We start from the raw sequence: 19,784 nt of genomic DNA, 5'->3' as shown, positions 1-19,784 counted from the left end.
CGTACGAACTCGCTTGATTCGCCTGAAATTCGCTAAGGGGTGGGGCACTTGAGCCCGGGCAAACCGCGTGAAAAGCCGCGTACCACGCATGCGTACCGGCCGCTGAGTCCAAGGCGCCGGGCGTGGCTGACGATCGGTGCCGTCGTGCTGGGCGGCGCGGGGGCGGTGACGTACGCCGTGGCCGGTCCGAACTCCGGGGTGCCGGGCGCGGACCCCCGTGCCGAGCGGCCGGCCGGCGTACGCGATCTCGCGCTGCGGGCCGACGGCGCCGCGCGGGAGTTGCCGCGCACGTCGACCGGGCCGTTCTCGCTCCTCGGGGTCTCGTGGAGCGACGCCACGCAGGAGCTCGCGGGCACCGCGCAGGTCCGCACGCGCGCCCTCGGCTCCGGGAAGTGGAGCGGCTGGCGCGCCCTGAAGACGGAGCAGACGGAACAGACGGAGGCGGGTGCGCGGGGCGCCTCCGAGCCGCTCTGGGTCGGCCCCTCGGACGGTGTGGAGGTCCGTGTCGCCGCGGCCGACGGGTCGGCACGGCGCGAGCTGCCCAAGGGCCTTGAGGTCAGCCTCGTGGACCCGGGGGTGACGTCCGCGGAGGCGAAGAGCCCGGCGCCCGACGACACCGTGCCGCCCACACCATCCGACGAGACCGTGCCGCCCACACCGCCCGAGGAGACCAGCCCGGCCCCGACGGACCCCGGCGAGCCGACGGACGCGCCCCCCTCACCGACCGCGCCCCCCTCGGCCTCGGGCGAACCGACGGCCCCGGGCGACTCCCCGTCCCCCACCGGCCCCGCCACCGGCGCTCCCACCGGTCCCGCCACCGGCGCCCCCACCGGCCCCGCTTCGGACTCCCCCTCGCCGACCCCGAAGCCGACCCCCACCAAGCCGACGCCGCCGCCGTCGACGGTCAAGCGGCCGCCGATCATCGGCCGCGCCGCCTGGGGCGCCGACGAGTCGCTCGTGAAGGACCCGGCGGAGTACGGGGAGAAGGTCAAGGCGGTCTTCGTCCACCACACGGCGGGCACCAACGACTACCGCTGCGCCGAGTCCCCCGCGCTGATCCGCGCCCTCATGACGTACCAGGTGCGGACCGAGGGCAGGAACGACCTCGGCTTCAACTTCCTCGTGGACAAGTGCGGCCGCGTCTTCGAGGGCCGTGCGGGCGGCGTCGACGTACCCGTGCTCGGCGCGCACACCGACGGCTTCGACGGCGAGTCGACGGGCATCGCCGTCCTCGGCGACTTCGAGGGCGACCCGGCGACCGGCAGGAGCGCGGGCAGGCCGACGCGCGCCGCCCTGGAATCGGTGGCGCGCGTGGCGGCCTGGAAGCTCGGCCAGTACGACGGCGACCCGGCCGGCAAGGTCACGCTGACCGCCTCCGCCGACACGGGCGTGTGGCAGAAGGGCGAGCAGGCCTCGCTGCACACGGTCTCCGGCCACCGCGACGCCGCCACGACCCCCTGCCCGGGCAAGAACCTCCACGCCGAGCTGGGCGAGATCCGCCGCTTCGCGGCGAGCGCGGGCCGCAGCTCGGCGGTTCCGACGGCCGACTTCGACCGTGACGGCGCCGCCGACCTGGTCGCGGGCACCCCGAAGGCGTCGGGCGACCGCGGCCGGGTGACGGTCGTGCCCGGCGGCCCCGGCGGTCCGGCGGGCGGGCGGAAGATCTCCCTGACGCAGACCAGCACCGGCGTCCCCGGCGTCTCCGAGGCGGGCGACGAGTGGGGAGCCGCCACGGCGTGGGGCGACCTGAACGGCGACGGGTACGCGGACCTCGTCGTCGGCGCCCCCGGCGAGGACGACTCCTCGGGCCACACCGACCGCGGCGCGGTCACCATGCTGTACGGCCCGTCCTTCACGTCCGGCACGGACATGCAGCTCTCGGACGACTTCAACTACGCGAAGGCCCGCTTCGGTTCGGCGGTCGCCGTCGGCGACTTCAACGCCGACGGCAAGGCCGACGTCTTCGCGGCGGCGACCGGCACGGGCGGCTCGTGGGCCGCGCGGCTGGACGCCGACCGGGAGTCGGGCGGCAGCCTCACCCCGGGCGACACCGCCATCGCGTACGCCGACGCCGCGTCCGGCGACTTCAACCGCGACGGCTACGCGGATGTGGCCCTCACCTACCGCGACCAGGCGGGCAAGGGCAAGGTCGCGTGGTTCCGGGGCGGCCGCTCGGGGCTGAACCGGGTGGGCGTGCTGTCCGTGCCGGGCGGCCGTTCGGTCGCCGTGGGTGACGTCAACGGCAACGGCTACGACGACCTGGTCATCGGCCAGCCGTACACCTCCGAGTCCGGCGCGCACACGGGCGGCCAGGTCACGGTCGTCCCGGGCGCCTCGACGGGGTTCGCCACGACGGGCCTGACGACGGTCCACCAGGCGACCGGCGGCGTGGTCGGCGCCGCCGAGTCGGGTGACGCGATGGGCTGGTCGGTCGCGTCGGGCGACTACGACCTCGACGGTTACGCGGACGTCCTCACCGGCGCCCCGGGCGAGGACATCACCCGCGCCGGCGCCAACCGCAAGGACGCCGGCACCTCCCTGCTCCTGAAGGGGTCCGCGGCCGGCCTCACCGGCACGGGCGCGCTGCCCTTCTCGCAGGACGAGCCCGACGTCCCCGGCGCCACGGAGAGCGGCGACCGCCTCGGCTCCTCGGTCACGCTGGCCGACCTGTCCGGCTCGGGCCGGGCGGACCTGGCCATCGGCGCCGAGGGAGAGGACGCGGGCGACGGTACGATCCTCCAGCTGGACAGCGGCAGTTCGGGCGTACCCGGCGCGAGCGGCGTGTACTACACGCGGACGCTGCTGGGCACCCCGGCGGGGGCCCGGCTGGGCCAGGCGCTGACGCCCTGAACCACGGGCCGCGCCGCTCCGCGACCGGCGGCGCGGCCCGTCACTCCGTCTTGCTGGGCACGATGCAGTTGTCCGGCTGCGCCCGGCCGTTCTCGGGCCAGCCGATGCCCACGAAGTCCACCTTCTTCGTGCGCGGGTCGAGTTCGACGACGGCGACCGGTTTGTTGTAGGCGTTGCCCGCGTTGGTCAGGCAGATCCAGCCGCTGGTGCCGTTCACGCGGTACTTGGACTCCAGGCGCGGCCACTCCGATGCGACCCGTTCCAGGGGCGGCACCCCGCCCCGCGCCTGGGAGGTGGCGAGGACCACGGCCCGGGCGATGGTGCGGACGCCGTCGTGGACCAGCATGGTGCGGGAGTCCTCCAGGCGGACGTCACCGATGTCGCCCGCGGTGCCCTTCCACGCCAGGTCTTCCAGCTCGCGCAGTTCCCGCTGGGGATCGGTGAGGTAGCCGGGGCGGGACTTCGGGTCGTCGTGCTCCTTGTCCCATGCGCGCAGCGCGCCCTCCCACGCCTTGGGGTGTGCCGGAGCCGCGTACTGAACGGTGACGGTGGGCTCCTCGGCGTCCCTGCCGCCGCGCAGTGTCTCCCAGTCGCCGCCCTTCATGTAGCGGTTCAGGGCGGCGGCTCCCGAGCCGCTGACGATCGTGTACTTCTTGCCGTGGCACGACGTCTCCGCCAGCTTGAGCGCGAAGAGCCTGAGATGGACGGGGCGGCCGGCGAAGTAGACGTACCGCGCCTTGGACTCGCAGATGTTCAGACTGATCTGCTCGAAGTCGTTGCCCGTGGTGCCGACCTCGGTGATCCCCGGGGATCTGTACGGCTGGTCCTTCGGCCCCGGCGGGCCCGGCTCGTCGCGGCCGAACGCCTCGGCGAGCGACTCGACGTAGATGTCGTTCGGCCGGGTGTCCTTGATCAGGACGGTCTCCGCGTCGTCGAGACCGCCGTGGAAGCTCGCCAGAGCCCTGGCCTGCTGGCTGTTGGTCGGGATGATCCGGGCGAGGCCGGGGAAAGGGACGCCCTTGTTTTCGTCCTCCGGGTTGGCGAGGCCGTCGGCGCTGATGCGGCTGGCGAGGACGGGAATGCCATGCTTCCTGGTCAGCTGCCCGATGGCCTTCTCGGTGGTCCGCAGGCTCAGGTTGAAGCCGGTGACGGCGCGGAGGTTGTGCCGCTTGTCCTTCGCCATGGACCCCAACTGGCGCACCACCTTGGCCTGTTGGGCGTAGCCGTCACCGGGGTTGGCGAGGACAAGCCGGATGAGCGGGACGTTCTCCCCGCGGTTCGCCCGGTACTGGGCGAGATAGGCGCCCTGGATCTCGCTGCGGAGCTGCCGTCGCTCGGCGGGGATGTCGGGCTGGAGCGGCAGCATCATCGCGATGGTGACGTGTGGCTTGCCGCCGGCCTTCCTGTTCTCCTCGGCGATGGCGCGGGCCACCTTGCCGATCTCCGGGGTGCCGAAGTCGTAGCCGGTGCCGTTGACCCCGATGCATTCGCCGCCGCGCCGGACGACGCCGGTGGCGCAGGTCTCCGGTCCGGCGGGCTCATCGGGCGGGGGCAGGAGCACGTAGACCAGCGTGCCCACGACCGCGAGGCCGAGCAGCGTGGCGATCCTGCGCGTCCAGTTGGCCCACAACGTGTTGTACAGCCAGTTCCCGAACCGTCTCAACGCTGCTCTCCCTCTGCCGGTGAAGCCACGTACCGCCACGTACCGCCTGGTCACCCGAACCCGATGTGCTCCGTACACCCGCACCGCTGGAGCGGCTGCTTGTCCTCCGCCCGGTCGCCCCACTCCCGGGCCATGCGGACGAGGAGCGCGGCCCCCTCCGCCGCCCTGGCCACATCCGCCCCTTCCGGCCCCTGGTCGCGCACCGCCTCGTCGGCGATCCGCGCCAGTTCCTCGCTGAGGCCGCGGAGCGGACCGCGCAGCGCGCCCGGCACGGTCTCGTCGAGCGGCTGCGTGCGGTCCTCCGTGAGCCACACCGCGTGCAGCAGGCGGTCGATCAGCCGCCGCCGGGTGTCGCCGTGGACGTGGATCTCGCCGAGGGCGTGGGCGTACCGGTCGTCGGCCACCCCGATGAGCGCGGCGTCGGCGATGGAGAGCAGCTCCTCGCACCAGTCGGTGAGCGGGCGGGTGAGGAAGGTTCCGGCCAGATACCGCGTGACGAGGTCCGCGCCGTCGGAGGCGAGCAGGTGGTGCATCCGGTGCGCGCCCGCGGTCCTGAACAGCGGGTCGGGGTGGTCGTTCCCCAGGTCGCGGTAGTGGCCCTGGAGCAGCGCGTGATCCGTGTGCCAGGCGGCGCCGCCCGGCCGCAGGAGGTGCAGCCGCCGCGTCAGCAGACGGCGCAGGCCGAGGTCGCCGATGAAGTGCCGGGGGCAGCGCGGCCAGCCGCTGTCCTCCATGAGGTCGGCGATGAGGTAGGCGGACAGCTGGTCGTCCCGCCCCTCCTGCACCGCGCGCATCAGGGTCTGGGCGCACTCCACGTCGTGCGCCACCGACAGATGGGTGAGCAGGTCGAGCCAGTGGGCGCGGTGTTCCGGAGGCAGCTCCTCGGGCCGCTGACGGGCGACGAGTTCGTCGATGAGTACGTCGGCCACGGGGCGGTCGGCCACGCGGCGCCCCTCGTCGTCGTCCCCCGCGGGCACCCGGACGTCGAGGAGCGTCCAGTCGGTGCAGTCCTCCGGTGCGGAGAACCGCAAGGCAGCGGCGGCCTCCCCGAGCCGGGTCACGAACAGCGGGCGGCCGCCGCTCAGCCGGTGCACACCGCTGTGGATACGCAGCCGGACGGCGGTGTCCGGCTGTTCCTGGCCGCCCCGCAACCGGCTCAGCTCGGCCTTCTGCTGATCACGGGTGAGCACGGGCATGCGGACGAGGAGGACGCCGCGCCACAGCGGCGCGTGATCGGGCACACCGCCCGGCGGGCGACTCCAGTCGGGCAGCGCTCCGGTGAACGGCTCCCACCTGGCCGTCTCCGCCGCGGGGCCGCCCGCGCGGTGGAGGAAGCGTCCGCCGTCCTCGCGCCGGGCGGTCGCGAAGACGACCAGGCGGTCGTGGTGGCCGCGCTCCCGGTCCTCCAGGGCCGGCTTCAGCAGCCGCCTGCCCAGGGAGTTGTCCGCGTGGTCGAGGAGCAGGGCGGGCCGCCCCACCCGCGACAGCCGTCCCCGTACGGAGCTGTAGGCGGCGTCGATGTCCTGCCGCAGGGCCCGGAACAGGAAGCCCTCGGCGATCCGGCGCGCCTCGCCGCCCTGCTGGAAGTCGCCGCCCAGGGACCGCAGCCCGGCCTGGGGATTGCCGCCCGCGCCGGGGTAGTCGCCGTACCCCTCCGTGAGGGCGGACCTGCCCTCCGGGGAGAGGCGGGCGAACAGTCCGTCGAGGAGGGCGTTGATGAACGGCCCCGCCAGTGGCGTGGTGACCAGGCCGCCCAGGAAGCCGAGGTAGTTGTTGGCCGCCCCCATCAGCACGCCGCGCCAGAAGGACTTGGGCGGCAGCAGACTCTCCAGGCGGCCCACCTCGTCCACCAGCGGCGCCACGTGGGCGAGCCGGTCGCTCGCCGCCACGGCCGCGAGACCGGCGTACAGCCGTGGTACGGCGATCTTGCCGCCGTCCCCCGCCCAGTCCCCGTACTGCAGGGCGATCAGGCGCAGTGCCTCCGTCACGTCCGACCGGCTGCCGGGCCGCTGTTCGGCCTGCTCCCGGCAGTCGCTCAGGGCGCAGTCGAGGTACGCGACGGGCACGCGCGGCCCGAAGCGGTCCCGGACGCACCGCAGGAGGCGCCCTTTGCCCATGCCGGGCCCGCCGACGAGCAGCACCACGGGCAGATCGGGCCCGTAGAGCGGCTCTCTCTTGCGCCCCGCCGCGGTCCTGCCGAGCAGCCGGGCGATCAAGCCGCCGTCGTCCAGCAGCTCGTCGAATCCGAGTTCCTCACGCACGGGCTCCTCCGTGGCCGCTGAGGCGGCCGGGTCGCCGGTGATGGCTCGTCAGGTTAACCAAGGGCCAAGGGTTTTGGAGCGAGAACGGCGAAGCCCGCGCAGTTGGGCCGAATGACGCCGCCTGTGCGGACGCGCGGCGGACGGTGTTGGTCCTGGCGCTGGTGGACGGAGGAGAAGGTGTTGTATAACCGGCCGGATTCGCGGATCGCCGGTTGCGGGGGATCGCTCAGGGGGCGGGGATGACGAAGAAGGGGAACGCGGCGGGCATCAGGCACCTGGAAGAAGCGGGCATCAGGCGCCTGGAAGAGGCGGGGATCGGAGAAGCCGGGACCGGAGAGACCGGGAGGGGAGCGACCGGGAGGGGAGCGGCCGGGAGGGGAGCGGCCGGAATCGGAGAAGCCGGCCCCGGAGCAGCCGACCTCGGAGCAGCCGCCCCCGAAGCAGTCGGCCGAGGAGAACCCGGCCTCGGGGAAGTCGTCGTTCCCGAGGACCCCGACGATCCGACCGTCGTCGGCGAGGTCTCGGACCGCCGCGTGCTGGCCGCCGGCGCGGTGCTGATCGGCATCTGCGCCGGCTTCATCGCGTACGGCTTCCTCGGCGGCGACGAGGGGAAGAGCCGCTCGGCCCCCACCGCCGTCACCGCCCCCGTCACCGACGCGGACGCCGTCCACGGCGAACCGTCCGCGCGGCGGCACTGACGAGACGAAGCTGAAGGGGCAGCGACACAGACACCCTCCAGGCGGCCCCACCGGCAGCCCGTACAGGCAGCCCCCGTCAGCCACACCTCCGCGCCCGCCGCGACACCACCGCCCGCAGCACCCGCCGCCCCTCCAGGGAGACGTCCAGCGCCTGCCGCAGGCCGCCCGCCGGGCCCGCGCCCTTGTTGGACAGGAGTTCCAGGATGCGGATCTGGCGCCGCAGTTCGGCCTCGACCAGCGGCGTCATGCCGTCCGTACGGCCCTCGCGGCGCGCCGACACCGGGCGGGCCCCCTCCCATGGCGCGGTCTCCAGAAGCCGGTGGACCTGGAGGGCCGCGACGGAGCAGCCGTCCGCCCACTCGCGCACCGCGGGGCCCGTGTGCGCGGCGGGGACGGCGTCCAGCATGCGCCGGGCCAGCACGGTGGCCTCGTCCGGCGAACCGCCGTCGTCCGCCGGGGGCGTGAGCGCCGACCGGGCGCCGGCCAGCGCCGCGCCCCAGTCACCGCCCTCCGCCAGCCGCGCCCACAGGGGCCGCAACAGGTCGTCGTCGCCGCCGAGCACCGGCACGCAGCGGTCGAGGCAGGCAAGCCCACTGGCCGCGAGACCCCGGTCGTCGGCCTGTGCGATCAGCTCCACCAGGCTCATGCTGTACGTCTCCCGTCACGGACCCTGCGCTTCACCTGTACTGCGTGCGCCGCGCCGGGAACGTCACTGCCGTCACTGCGGCACGACACCGAGCCGGTCGAGGAAGCGGAAGAAGAGCTGCTCCGCCGAGGGCTCGGCGTCGGCGTTCAGCACGTCGAGGAGCGCCGCCGCCCGCACGGTCCGGCCCGCCTCGGCGGCCCAGGCGACCGCGCGCGCGGCGGCATCGGACGGCTCCAGGAAGTAGTCCTCCACGGTCAGGCCGCCGTCACCGAGGCAGTCGGCCATCGCGCGCCGGGCCAGGCAGGTCGTCCACGCCCCGCTCTCGGGCGCCGCCGCCTCGACGGCCACGCACGCGCTGTCCATCACGTATCCGAAGAGCGCGGGCGCGCCCGTCTGCAGGGCGAGCGTGTTCATGTTCCCGATGTCGCGCGTGCCGTCGCCGCCCGGCACCTCCCACACCTGCCAGCCGTCGGCCCGCCGTTCGAGCAGGGACAGGTCGTCCCGTACGCCCTCGACCGCCGGGAACCGGGCGAGCGGCCGCTCGCTCCTGCCCACGACGTAATACCCCCAGTAGCCCATGGCGCGTCCCCCGTCGTACTCCGTGGCACGGTCGAGCCGCCGGCCGTGGCGGCTCATGTGACCGTTCTGCCCGGCCTCGGCCGGATACACCACGGAGGCGGGCGAGTCCGCCACCGGAGTCACCGGATCAGGGAGATCACGGGGTGGCGGGGAAGGCCACCGGCTGCGGCGCGGGGGCCGGGCCCAGGCGGGCCTTGGTGTCCTGCATGCGCGTGAGCCGCAGCACGAAGACGATGGCGAGGACAGCGGCCGCGATGTCGAGGGCGTCCGTGAACATCATGTTGGCGACCGCCGCCTTGATCTCGTCGGCCTCCTCGGCCTTCATGTACGACTGGGTCGCCCACCGCCCGGCGAAGAGGTTCGCCACCCACAGCGTCCACCAGACGTTGACGAGCCCGTGCGGGCCGCGCTCCGCCGCCGGGTCCAGGGGCGGCATGCCGTCGGGCGTCGCGCTCCGGGTGCCGCTCGCGTCCCAGATGTCGACGGCGATCCGCCGCGGGAACCAGAGGTTCACGACCGGCACGAACCAGCCCCACACCGTCCAGCCGCGCTTCTTGCGGTGGATGTGCGGGTCGAACACCTCGGCGTTCACGCGCACCCGGTGGAACCAGACGAGGAAGACGACGCAGGTGGCGAGCAGGGCGACCGTCTGCGCGATGCCGGTGTTCGCGTACAGCGTGTCGGCGTGGTCCGCCTCCCGCTCGATGTCCGCCCCGTACGCCCCGCCGACCAGCTTTCCCAGCACGTCCTGCATGACGGTGCCGGCCCACAGCGAGTACACGTCGGTGGCGATGACGAGGCCGAGCAGGACCGCGGTGGCCCGGCCGAGCCCGACGGGCGAGCGCAGCCAGGCGGCGCGCCCGTCGACCATGGCGGGGCCGGGCGGCGGCGCGGCCGCGGCGGCGGCCTGGACGCAGACGCCGCAGTACCCCTGCGCCGTCACCGCCGTATTGAACTGACATGCCTTGCACAGCATCGCTGAGCGACCCCCCACGGGATTCACGGACGTGTAGGACGTGACCAGAAGCCGCCCGCCCGTGTCCCTCCCCAGGGCGCCGGGCGGCGGCTAACGGACCGTATCAGCGAGTTTCACGAATTCGCTCCAGGAAAGCGTGGGCGTGCGCGGGTCCCACAGCTTCTGGACGGTGGCCCGCAGGGGCATGCGGATGCCCCGCGCGACCTGCTCCTGCGTCTGGGAGCGGGCCAGGTCGCACCAGACGGCGAAGGACCCGCCGAGGATCTGGTCGTCGTACTCCGCGCTCACCGGCCGCGTGCCGCGGATCACACGCGGGGTCCAGCTCTCGTAGATCCGCTGCCCGGTGGGGTAGCGGAACGTCTGGGGCTCGCCGAGGACGTAGTAGAGGTACTCGTCGTTGTAGTTGACCAGCTCGCGCCCGGCCTTCAGGTACTCCTCGGGGTCCCGGGCGCCGATCTCCTTGCCCGTCCAGTACGCGACCTCCAGGTCCTCGGCGGCCTCGGCCCGCCCGCCCCGGAAGAAGCCGTCGTTCCACGCCCTGAGCTTCTTCTTGTACGGGCGCACGGTGTCGGCCCGGTCGTTGAGCCACCCCGTCGCCAGGTCCTGCACCCGGCCGTCCGGTCCGTACCGTTCGCGGGCGGCGGCGGCCAGCCGCGGGAAGGACGCCTCGGGGTTCTCGACCGTCAGGGCGCTGTACTCGTCGGCGCCGAGGTGCCAGTGGCGGCCGGGGAACAGCTCGGCGTACTCCTTCAGGAGGTCGTCGACGATCCGCGCGGCCGTCGGCTCGGAGATGTCGACCGCGCCGCGCGCGACGGCGCCCCGGGCGTTCCGGAGCTGGAGCGAGGGGTGCGCGCGGATGACGGCGCCGAGGTGCCCCGGCGAGTCGATCTCCGGCACGACGGTGATGTGCCGGCTCGCGGCGAGCTTCAGGATGCGGCGGACCCGGTCCTTGGTGAGGTGGTCGGCGGAGACGATCTCGGGGTGCGAGTCGGACTCGATGCGGAAGGCCTGGTCGTCGGAGAAGTGCAGGCCGAGCTGGTTGAACTTCAGGTCGCCCAGCTCACGGACGCGGTCCTCGATCCACTCGGCGTCGAAGTGCTTGCGGGCGATGTCCAGCATGAAGCCCCGCTGCGGCTTGGCGGGCCGGTCCCGCACGACGCCCTCGGGGGCCGTCCGGCCGGCCGCCACCTCCTGCTTGAGCGTGCGGGTCCCGTAGAACACCCCGGCCTCGTCGGGCGCGGTGATCCGCACCGTTCCCGCCTGCACGGACAGGGTGTACGACTCCGGGCCGCCTGCCGCCCCGGACGCGAGCGCCAGTTCGACGTCACCCGCGCGGGCGCGCCCGTCCCCGCCGTACCGCAGCTTCAGCTCACCGGCGAGGAGGCGGGCCTCGTCGGCCAGGCCCTCGTCGCGGACGACCACGCGGCCCTTGCCCTCGGCGGGGCGCCAGCCGGGCCCGCGGGCGGCGGTGTGCTCCCGCACGGCCGGGATGGTCCGCGGGGCCTTCGACAGGGGGTAGCTCCTGCTCGGGCTCGGCGCGCGCGAGGCGGCGGCCGAATTCCGGTCCGACGGGGGCGAGGGCGGGTCCGCGGGGCCGCGCCCGTCACCGCCTGGCCACAGCGCGACGGTCAGCGCGACGGCTCCCGCGACGACGGCACCGCCCGCCGCGAGGACGGGCGCGCGCCTCACCGCCGCCCCCGGACGCCGGGCGCCCCCCGCGTCCTCGCGGGATCACCGCCCGGCCGCGCGGCGGGCCGCTCCCGCGCCACATCAGAAGCACCGGAAGCACCGGAAGTGACAGGAACACCGGCAGCACCAGAAACACCGGAAACACGAGCAGCACCGGAAGTCAGAGCCATGCCGCCACGCTACGACGGGGCCCCGGCCTGCATCCGCCCACACCACGGGGCGCACCTCTCCCGTCCGGATGAAATTCGCTCATCCATCGGACGCCCCTTCCCCCGCCTCGCTACCGTTGCGTCCCACACTGGCACCACCTGTACCACCGGCGCCGCGTCCCACCGGCGCCACCAGCACCGCCCTCCCCCACTGCTCCCGCCCGTCCCAGCCGCCCCCTGCCCAGGAGCGCCCGCTGTCCCCGCACCGTTCCACCCGACTCCCCGGCGCCGGCGCCCACGCCGCCGCCCCCGTCGCCACGCCGGAACGGCTGAACTCCGCCACGCCGGGCGCGGCCGAAGCCGCCCTGTTGACCTGCTGCGGAAGCCTGCGCTGGGCCCGCCGCGTCGCCGCCCACCGCCCGTACCCGGACCTCGACGCACTGCTCGCCGCCTGTGACGAGGCGGCGTACGACCTCTCGCCCGCCGACCTCGCCGAGGCTCTGGCCCGCGAACCCCTCGACCCCCCGGTCAGCCGCGCGGAGGCACCCCGGGTCACGTACAGCGCGGCGCACACCGCCCTGCGCGCCGCGCACGCCGCGTACGAGAGCCGCTTCGGTCACACGTTCGTGATCTGCCTCGACGAAGTCGCCCCGGAGGAGGCCCTGGACCATCTGCTCTCCGGTCTTCGGTCACGCCTCGGCAACGATCCGGAGGAGGAACGCGCCGTCGCCGCCGACGAACTTCGGCGCCTGGCCCGCGGCCGTCTGACCCGCCTCACCCTGCGCCACGCCGCCGAAAACGCCGCTGACGACGCCACCGGGCCCCGCCGTCCGGCCTCGTACCCCGATAGCCCGTACGTGCCTGTTTGACTGCCTGTTTGATCACACCTGAGGACCCGGGGCAGGCCCACCGACAACTCGTCGATACGATGACGGGCGGCCGGTGGACCGTACCCGGCCGGGCTCGTCCGACACCGAAGCCGGCCGGCCCCAACCCCCGCTCCCGGAGGAACTTCCGTGCCGGCTGGAACGCTGTACCGCGGCCGGGAAGGAATGTGGTCCTGGGTGGCTCATCGAGTCACCGGCGTCCTCATCTTCTTCTTCCTGTTCGTGCATGTGCTGGACACCGCTCTCGTCCGCGTCTCCCCGGAGGCGTACGACGACGTCGTCAGCACCTACAAGACGCCCCTCGTCGCACTCCTCGAGTACGGCCTGGTCGCCGCCATCCTCTTCCACGCGCTCAACGGCCTGCGCGTCATCGCCGTCGACTTCTGGTCGAAGGGACCCCGCTACCAGAAGCAGATGCTCTGGACCGTCGTCGGCATCTGGGTCGTCCTGATGATCGGGGCGCTCTACCCCGTCCTCGGCCACGCCGTCCGCGAAGTCTTCGGGAGCTGACGCCAGACATGTCTGCTGACACCACGCTCGACAAGTCCGGAACGTCCGGTACGTCCGGAGTGGGCCCCGTCGAGGGTGCCTCGCTCTACGACGTGGACCACCCGGCCCCCCTCATCGAGGCGCCGCGCAAGCGCACCTCCAAGACCCCGCGCTCGACCCGCGGCAACTTCGAGATGGCCGCATGGCTCTTCATGCGCCTCTCCGGAGTCGTCCTCGTCGTCCTCGTCCTCGGCCACCTGCTGATCCAGCTGGTGCTCGACGGCGGCGTGTCGAAGATCGGTTTCGCGTTCGTCGCGGGCCGCTGGGCCTCGCCGTTCTGGCAGGTCTGGGACCTGCTGATGCTGTGGCTCGCCATGCTGCACGGCGCCAACGGCCTGCGCACGGTCATCAACGACTACGCCGAGCGCCCGAACACGCGTCTGTGGCTCAAGGGCCTGCTGTACACCGCCACGGTGTTCACCATCCTTCTGGGCACGCTGGTGATCTTCACCTTCGACCCGAACATCCGCTAAAGCCGAGGCGACCCCAGTGAAGATTCACAAGTACGACACCGTCATCGTCGGCGCGGGCGGCGCCGGCATGCGCGCCGCCATCGAGGCGACGAAGCGCAGCCGCACCGCCGTGCTCACCAAGCTGTACCCCACCCGCTCCCACACGGGCGCCGCGCAGGGCGGCATGGCCGCCGCGCTCGCCAACGTGGAGGAGGACAACTGGGAGTGGCACACCTTCGACACGGTCAAGGGCGGCGACTACCTGGTCGACCAGGACGCCGCCGAGATCCTGGCGAAGGAGGCCATCGACGCGGTCCTCGACCTGGAGAAGATGGGCCTGCCGTTCAACCGCACCCCGGACGGCACCATCGACCAGCGGCGCTTCGGCGGTCACACCCGCAACCACGGCGAGGCCGCCGTGCGCCGGTCCTGCTACGCCGCCGACCGCACCGGCCACATGATCCTCCAGACCCTCTACCAGAACTGCGTCAAGGAGGGTGTGGAGTTCTTCAACGAGTTCTACGTCCTCGACCAGATCATCGTCGAGGTGGACGGGGTCAAGAAGAGCGCGGGCGTCGTCGCGTACGAGCTGGCCACCGGCGAGATCCACATCTTCCAGGCGAAGTCGGTGATCTACGCCTCGGGCGGCACCGGCAAGTTCTTCAAGGTGACCTCGAACGCGCACACGCTCACCGGCGACGGCCAGGCGGCCTGCTACCGGCGCGGTATCCCGCTGGAGGACATGGAGTTCTTCCAGTTCCACCCGACCGGCATCTGGCGCATGGGCATCCTGCTGACGGAGGGCGCCCGCGGTGAGGGCGGCATCCTGCGCAACAAGGACGGCGAGCGCTTCATGGAGAAGTACGCGCCGGTCATGAAGGACCTCGCGTCCCGTGACGTCGTGTCCCGCTCCATCTACACGGAGATCCGTGAGGGCCGCGGCTGCGGTCCCGAGGGCGACCACGTCTACCTCGACCTCACGCACCTGCCGCCGGAGCAGCTCGACGCCAAGCTGCCGGACATCACCGAGTTCGCGCGTACGTACCTCGGCATCGAGCCCTACACGGACCCGATCCCGATCCAGCCGACCGCGCACTACGCCATGGGCGGCATCCCGACGAACGTCGAGGGTGAGGTCCTGGCCGACAACACCACGGTCGTCCCGGGTCTGTACGCGGCCGGCGAGGTGGCCTGCGTGTCCGTGCACGGCGCCAACCGCCTCGGCACCAATTCGCTCCTGGACATCAACGTCTTCGGCAAGCGCGCGGGCATCGCCGCCGCCGAGTACGCCGCGAAGAACGACTTCGTCGAGCTTCCGGAGAACGCGGAGGAGCTGGTCGTCTCCCAGGTCGAGCGCCTGCGCGACGCCACGGGCAGCGAGCGGGTCGCCGAGCTGCGCAAGGAGCTCCAGGAGACCATGGACGCCAACGTCATGGTGTTCCGCACGGAGCAGACCATCAAGACGGCGGTGGAGAAGATCGCGGAACTCCGCGAGCGCTACCTCAACGTCTCGATCCAGGACAAGGGCAAGCGGTTCAACACCGACCTCCTGGAGGCCATCGAGCTGGGCAACCTGCTCGACCTGGCCGAGGTGATGGCGCAGTCCGCGCTGGCCCGCAAGGAGTCGCGCGGCGGTCACTACCGCGAGGACTACCCGAACCGCGACGACGTCAACTTCATGCGCCACACCATGGCGTACCGCGAGGTCGGCGACGACGGCACGGAGACGATCCGTCTCGACTACAAGCCGGTCGTCCAGACCCGCTACCAGCCGATGGAGCGTAAGTACTGATGGCTACCCCGACCCTCGAGAAGGAAGACGCCAAGCCCGAGGCGGGCTTCGCCGACTCCCCCTACATCACGATCACCCTGCGTGTGCGCCGCTTCAACCCCGAGGTCTCGGCGGACGCCACGTGGGAGGACTTCGAGCTGGAGATCGACCCCAAGGAGCGTGTCCTCGACGCCCTCCACAAGGTCAAGTGGGACATGGACGGCACGCTGACGTTCCGTCGCTCCTGCGCACACGGCATCTGCGGCTCGGACGCCATGCGGATCAACGGCAAGAACCGCCTCGCCTGCAAGACCCTGATCAAGGACATCAACCCGGGCAAGCCGATCACGGTCGAGCCCATCAAGGGTCTGACGGTCCTGAAGGACCTGGTCGTCGACATGGACCCGTTCTTCCAGGCGTACCGCGACGTCATGCCGTTCCTGGTGACGAAGGGCAACGAGCCGACGCGTGAGCGTCTGCAGTCCGCCGAGGACCGCGAGCGCTTCGACGACACGACCAAGTGCATCCTGTGCGCCGCGTGCACGTCCTCGTGCCCGGTGTTCTGGAACGACGGCCAGTACTTCGGCCCGGCCGCGATCGTCAACGCGCACCGCTTCATCTTCGACTCGCGTGACGAGGCGGGCGAGCAGCGCCTGGAGATCCTCAACGACAAGGACGGCGTGTGGCGTTGCCGCACGACGTTCAACTGCACGGACGCGTGCCCGCGCGGCATCGAGGTCACGAAGGCGATCCAGGAGGTCAAGCGCGCGCTGATCACGCGCCGCTTCTGATCTCGCGTCGTTTGTCTGATCCGACCGGGCCCCGCTCCTTCCTGGAGCGGGGCCCGGTCGCGTAGGGCGCGGAGGTGTGGGTCCGGCGGCTTCTCCGGCCGTGCACCGGCCTGGACCTGGGTGGGGATCTTGGAGATGTCAGGCCGTAACGGAGAGGCTAGCGAGATGCGAGTACGTCCCGGAGTACGTTCGCGAGCGTGACGCGGGCCAGCTCGCGTCTCACGGTCTCCTCGATGCCCGCGTAGACGCTCCGCATTGCCGGCTGGATGCCGTGACCCACCACACACCCCTGGTCCGGAGTGGTGCGGTGCATTGCGAACAGCGGGCCGGGTTCCACCGCCTCGTACACGTCGAGCAGGGTCATCGACTCCAGCTCGCGTGCCAGCGACCAGCCCGCGCCCACGCCCCGCCGGGACTCCACGAGCCCGGCCCTGCGCAGCTCGCCGAGCAGCCGCCTGATCACCACGGGGTTGGTGTTCGCGCTGGTCGCGATCTGCTCGGAGGTGGCGACCTCGTGGCCCTGGCGCTGATAGAGGCCGATCCAGGCCAGCGCGTGGGCGGCGATGGTCAGCCTGCTGTTGGCGCTCATGGGCTCCTCCTCTCGGCCACAACGCTTCATGATACGGCAGTCGTAACAGGAAAGGTTGCAACCGACTGTCGTAACAATTAATGTTGCGACTGCCGCGAAGGATCAACCAACGAGGTGGGAAGAATGGACAAGCCGCTCACGGGCAAGGTCGCCCTGGTCACCGGGGGGTCGCGCGGGCTGGGAGCCGCGACCGTACGGCTGCTGGCCCAGCAGGGCGCCGACGTCGCCTTCACCTATGTCAGCTCCGAGAAGCAGGCGCAGGCCGTCGTCGACGAGGTGCTCGGCAAGGGAGCCAAGGCCGTCGCCTTCCAGTCCGACCAGGCGGACACGAGCCGGGCGCCGGCGCTGATCGACGACGTGGTCGCGCACTTCGGCGGCCTGGACATCCTCGTCAACAACGCGGCGATCTCGGTGGAGCAGGGCCGCACGGTGGACGACCCGGACGCCGACACCGCCGCACTGGACCGGATGCACGCCACCAACTACCTCGGCGTGATCGCCGTCATCCGGGCCGCCTCCCGAGTGCTGCGCACGGGCGGCCGCATCATCACGGTGAGTTCCGGACTGGGCTCCCGGGTCGGCGTCCCGGGCGTTGCCGACTACTCGGCGACCAAGTCGGGCATCGAGCGGTACACCATGGGGGTCGCACGGGACCTCGGGCCCCGCGACATCACGGCCAACGTCGTGGAAGCCGGGCTGATGGACAGCGGCATGCAACCGCCAAACCCCGACACCCTCAAGGCGATGCTCAGCTCGCTGTCCCTGCAACGCATGGGGCACCCCGACGAAATCGCCGCGGCCATCGCCTTCCTGGCGAGCCCCTCCGCGTCGTACATCACGGGCGCGGTGCTGGACGCCCACGGCGGCTACAACGCCTGAACCCGAACACAGCAAGGGGGCAGAGAGTCGGCACATACGGCGCAGGACGCGGCGTACGGCGTCGGTGCCGTCGGCAGGATCTCCGTGGGGAGCCGCGCAGTACGGTCGATGAGGACGGCCATCAGATTTCCGAATGGCATACGGACATCAGTGCGGTGAGGGAATTCCTCACCGGATGCCCCTGACGGCCCGGACCATCCGTACGACCACACGGCCGAAGGGGCACGCGCTCCGTGGGGCGGTTCATGCGCGCCTGCGCCGGTGCGGCGGCCACCCCTGACCTACCCTGACGGAATGTCAGACAACCAGTCGGTCGGCCTGTCCGCTGACCAGTCCGCAGAGCTTCTCGGCTTCGACAACGCCCTGTTCCCCGTCGGCGACCTGGGCGAGGCCGTCGGCTTCTACGAGCGGGCCGGGTTCCCCGTCGCCTTCCGGCTCGACGAGATCGGGCTCGCCATCCTGAAGGTGGGCAAGGAGACCCCGGGCATCCTGCTGCGGGTGGAGGACGGCATCATGCCCCGTACGCCTCCCTGGCCCTCGCCCCGCCTGTGGCTGGAGGTCCCGGACGCCCGCGCCAAGGGCCGGGCCCTCGCCGACGCGGGGGTCGTGCTGCTCGCCGAGCCGTTCTCCGTCGCCACGGGGTGGACCGTGGAGATCGCCGACCCCTGGGGCAACGTCATCGGCTTCACGGACTACCTCAAGCGCCCGGAGCTGGCCCGCAGTTCTTGAGCCCCCGCGGGGGCGGCGCTCCCCCGCAGTCGTCTCCTCGACGAACGTCACCGTCCCGTCGCCGCTCAGGCCTGTCGTGACGCCAGTTCCACGACCGTGATGTCCGACGGCGCCCCGACCCGCACGGGCGGCCCCCACGCCCCCGCGCCCCGGCTCACGTACAACTGCGTGTCGCCGTACCGCTCCAGGCCCGCGAGCGTGGGGTTGGCCAGGTCCGCCACGAGGTTGCCGGGCCACAGCTGGCCGCCGTGGGTGTGGCCGGAGAGTTGCAGGTCGACGCCGTGCTCGACGGCGTCGTGGATGACGACGGGCTGGTGCGCGAGGAGGACCGAGGCCCGTGAGCGGTCCCGGTCACCGAGGGCCTTGGCGAAGTCGGGGCCCTCGCCCTCGTCCTCGCCCGCCACGTCGTCGACACCGGCGAGGTCGAAGCCCGGCAGTTCCGTACGGGCGTTCCGCAGCGGGCGCAGACCGAGTTCGCGTACGTGGTCGACCCACTGCTCGGCCCCGGAGAAGTACTCGTGGTTGCCGGTGACGAAGTACGCGCCGTGCCGTGACCGCAGCCCGGCGAGCGGGGCGGCGGCCGGGCCGAGGTCCTCGACGCTGCCGTCCACCAAGTCGCCGACCACGGCGATCAGATCGGGCTGCGTGGCGTTGACGGTGTCGACCACGCGCTGTGTGAAGCCGCGCCCGAGGATCGGCCCGAGGTGGACGTCGCTGACGACGGCTATCCGGAACCCGTGCGCCCCACGCGGCAGTTTGGCGAGCGGCACGGTGACCCGCTTCACCCGGGGCCCCCTGAGCACACCGTAGGCCCCGTACCCGACGGTCCCCACGGCGGCGGCGGCGACGCCACCCCCGACGATCCGGGACACGAAGAGACGGCGGGAGGGGGCGCGCGTGGGAGGGGGAGAGGGAGAGGGGGTTGTAGCGGCGGGTGTGCTCTCCACGCTCTCTATGGAGCCGCGCTCTGCGGGAGCAGCCTCTATGGAAGGGGCGCGCTCACCCACGTCACCCTCTACGGAGTGCGCCGCTTCCCCGCCGGACCCCCTCCGTCCGACCCACCACCCCAGCAGAGGCCGCACCAACTCCCCCACCAGCAGCGCCAGCAGCAGGTAGAGCGAGAGGGCCAGCCACAAGTAGCCGGGCCAGGCGACGATCCGCTGGAGCGGGAAGGGCGCGCCGGCGCGTCCGGCCACGAGCGCGGCGAGCACCAGCAGTGGTCCGGCCACGAAGAGGACCGTGCCGGCACGCCGGGCAGGCCCGGGTCCGGCCGTCGTGTCGCGCACGAGGCGGCGCCACGCGTACCAGTGGAGGGCGGCGAAGGCCGCGAGCACGGCCAGGCCCACGAGGACCCCGAGAACGGCCACGGCTATGACGTACGGCGCAGAGCGCGGATTCCACGGAACCCGATGGTGCCCACCACCGTCCCCAAGACAAAGGAGACAACGGCGAGCGTCAGGTGCACCCAGAAGTACCCGGTCGGGTCGCCCGCGTCGTCGAAGGCGAGCCCGCTGCCGTCCTTCCACAGATTTTTGACGAAAGTGATCCAGATGACCCAGCTCCACACCCCGAAGGCGAGCAGGAACCAGGAGACTGGGCGGCTGAGCTTCATGGGTTCAGTATCGC

At 72.2% G+C, this 19,784-nt stretch carries 18 protein-coding genes; 9 read left to right on the top strand and 9 right to left on the bottom strand.

Annotated features, from left to right (window positions below; all coding sequences use genetic code 11):
• Positions 1 to 144: 144 nt before the first annotated feature.
• Positions 145 to 2,850 (top strand): FG-GAP-like repeat-containing protein, encoded by a 2,706-nt coding sequence (locus tag J2N69_RS22850; protein ID WP_230902406.1) that lies wholly within the window; start codon positions 145 to 147, stop codon positions 2,848 to 2,850.
• Positions 2,851 to 2,890: 40 nt separating this feature from the next.
• On the opposite strand, the gene J2N69_RS22845 is transcribed toward J2N69_RS22850, so the two are convergent.
• Together J2N69_RS22845 and J2N69_RS22840 are read right to left on the bottom strand one after the other, a co-directional pair.
• The gene (locus tag J2N69_RS22845) at positions 2,891 to 4,513 is read right to left on the bottom strand and encodes a type 1 periplasmic-binding domain-containing protein (protein ID WP_230902405.1); all 1,623 of its coding nucleotides are present in this window, start codon (positions 4,511 to 4,513) and stop codon (positions 2,891 to 2,893) included.
• Between the two features lie 50 nt (positions 4,514 to 4,563).
• Positions 4,564 to 6,774, bottom strand: a complete 2,211-nt coding sequence (locus J2N69_RS22840) for a hypothetical protein (protein ID WP_230902404.1) — start codon at positions 6,772 to 6,774, stop codon at positions 4,564 to 4,566.
• A 239-nt stretch (positions 6,775 to 7,013) separates the two neighbouring features.
• Between J2N69_RS22840 and J2N69_RS22835 the strand changes: the two genes are divergently transcribed.
• On the top strand, positions 7,014 to 7,472 hold the full coding sequence (locus tag J2N69_RS22835; protein WP_230902403.1) for a hypothetical protein: 459 nt from the start codon (positions 7,014 to 7,016) through the stop codon (positions 7,470 to 7,472).
• A 76-nt stretch (positions 7,473 to 7,548) separates the two neighbouring features.
• Here J2N69_RS22835 and J2N69_RS22830 read toward each other — a convergent pair whose 3' ends face one another.
• From J2N69_RS22830 to J2N69_RS22815, 4 genes are all read right to left on the bottom strand, one after another.
• Positions 7,549 to 8,118, bottom strand: a complete 570-nt coding sequence (locus tag J2N69_RS22830; RefSeq protein WP_230902402.1) for a hypothetical protein — start codon at positions 8,116 to 8,118, stop codon at positions 7,549 to 7,551.
• 72 nt (positions 8,119 to 8,190) lie between these two features.
• Positions 8,191 to 8,697 (bottom strand): hypothetical protein, encoded by a 507-nt coding sequence (locus J2N69_RS22825; RefSeq protein WP_230904826.1) that lies wholly within the window; start codon positions 8,695 to 8,697, stop codon positions 8,191 to 8,193.
• A 136-nt stretch (positions 8,698 to 8,833) separates the two neighbouring features.
• The gene (locus tag J2N69_RS22820) at positions 8,834 to 9,640 is read right to left on the bottom strand and encodes a DUF4328 domain-containing protein (RefSeq protein ID WP_230902401.1); all 807 of its coding nucleotides are present in this window, start codon (positions 9,638 to 9,640) and stop codon (positions 8,834 to 8,836) included.
• 123 nt (positions 9,641 to 9,763) lie between these two features.
• On the bottom strand, positions 9,764 to 11,362 hold the full coding sequence (locus J2N69_RS22815; protein WP_230902400.1) for a beta-N-acetylhexosaminidase: 1,599 nt from the start codon (positions 11,360 to 11,362) through the stop codon (positions 9,764 to 9,766).
• Between the two features lie 403 nt (positions 11,363 to 11,765).
• On the opposite strand from J2N69_RS22815, the gene J2N69_RS22810 reads away from it, so the two are divergent.
• From J2N69_RS22810 to J2N69_RS22790, 5 genes are all read left to right on the top strand, one after another.
• The gene (locus tag J2N69_RS22810; protein ID WP_408056908.1) at positions 11,766 to 12,380 is read left to right on the top strand and encodes a 2-oxo-4-hydroxy-4-carboxy-5-ureidoimidazoline decarboxylase; all 615 of its coding nucleotides are present in this window, start codon (positions 11,766 to 11,768) and stop codon (positions 12,378 to 12,380) included.
• A 147-nt stretch (positions 12,381 to 12,527) separates the two neighbouring features.
• Positions 12,528 to 12,908, top strand: a complete 381-nt coding sequence (sdhC, locus tag J2N69_RS22805) for a succinate dehydrogenase, cytochrome b556 subunit (RefSeq protein ID WP_127911260.1) — start codon at positions 12,528 to 12,530, stop codon at positions 12,906 to 12,908.
• Positions 12,909 to 12,916: 8 nt separating this feature from the next.
• Positions 12,917 to 13,420, top strand: a complete 504-nt coding sequence (locus tag J2N69_RS22800) for a succinate dehydrogenase hydrophobic membrane anchor subunit (protein ID WP_230902399.1) — start codon at positions 12,917 to 12,919, stop codon at positions 13,418 to 13,420.
• Between the two features lie 16 nt (positions 13,421 to 13,436).
• Complete coding sequence (sdhA, locus tag J2N69_RS22795) at positions 13,437 to 15,191, top strand: succinate dehydrogenase flavoprotein subunit (RefSeq protein ID WP_127911262.1); 1,755 nt, start codon at positions 13,437 to 13,439, stop codon at positions 15,189 to 15,191.
• Entirely contained in the window at positions 15,191 to 15,961 is a 771-nt protein-coding gene (locus J2N69_RS22790) for a succinate dehydrogenase iron-sulfur subunit (RefSeq protein WP_127911263.1), read from the top strand. Before sdhA ends, J2N69_RS22790 begins: the two co-directional genes overlap by 1 nt.
• 157 nt (positions 15,962 to 16,118) lie before the next feature.
• Here J2N69_RS22790 and J2N69_RS22785 read toward each other — a convergent pair whose 3' ends face one another.
• On the bottom strand, positions 16,119 to 16,550 hold the full coding sequence (locus tag J2N69_RS22785; protein WP_230902398.1) for an Rrf2 family transcriptional regulator: 432 nt from the start codon (positions 16,548 to 16,550) through the stop codon (positions 16,119 to 16,121).
• Between the two features lie 123 nt (positions 16,551 to 16,673).
• On the opposite strand from J2N69_RS22785, the gene J2N69_RS22780 reads away from it, so the two are divergent.
• Positions 16,674 to 17,429, top strand: coding sequence for an SDR family NAD(P)-dependent oxidoreductase (locus tag J2N69_RS22780; RefSeq protein WP_230902397.1), 756 nt, complete (start codon positions 16,674 to 16,676; stop codon positions 17,427 to 17,429).
• A gap of 318 nt (positions 17,430 to 17,747) precedes the next feature.
• A complete protein-coding gene (locus J2N69_RS22775; protein ID WP_127911274.1) occupies positions 17,748 to 18,158 on the top strand; it encodes a VOC family protein in 411 nt (136 codons plus the stop codon).
• A 65-nt stretch (positions 18,159 to 18,223) separates the two neighbouring features.
• Here J2N69_RS22775 and J2N69_RS22770 read toward each other — a convergent pair whose 3' ends face one another.
• Together J2N69_RS22770 and J2N69_RS22765 are read right to left on the bottom strand one after the other, a co-directional pair.
• Positions 18,224 to 19,525 carry a metallophosphoesterase gene (locus tag J2N69_RS22770; protein ID WP_230902396.1) on the bottom strand — a complete coding sequence of 434 codons (1,302 nt, stop codon included), beginning with the start codon at positions 19,523 to 19,525 and terminating at the stop codon, positions 18,224 to 18,226.
• A 2-nt stretch (positions 19,526 to 19,527) separates the two neighbouring features.
• A complete protein-coding gene (locus tag J2N69_RS22765) occupies positions 19,528 to 19,770 on the bottom strand; it encodes an SCO4848 family membrane protein (RefSeq protein WP_230902395.1) in 243 nt (80 codons plus the stop codon).
• Positions 19,771 to 19,784 lie beyond the last annotated feature (14 nt).

This window comes from Streptomyces huasconensis, assembly GCF_021028635.1.
GTDB classification, from domain to species: Bacteria; Actinomycetota; Actinomycetes; order Streptomycetales; family Streptomycetaceae; genus Streptomyces; species Streptomyces huasconensis.
This window is presented reverse-complemented; position numbering and strand designations above follow the sequence as displayed.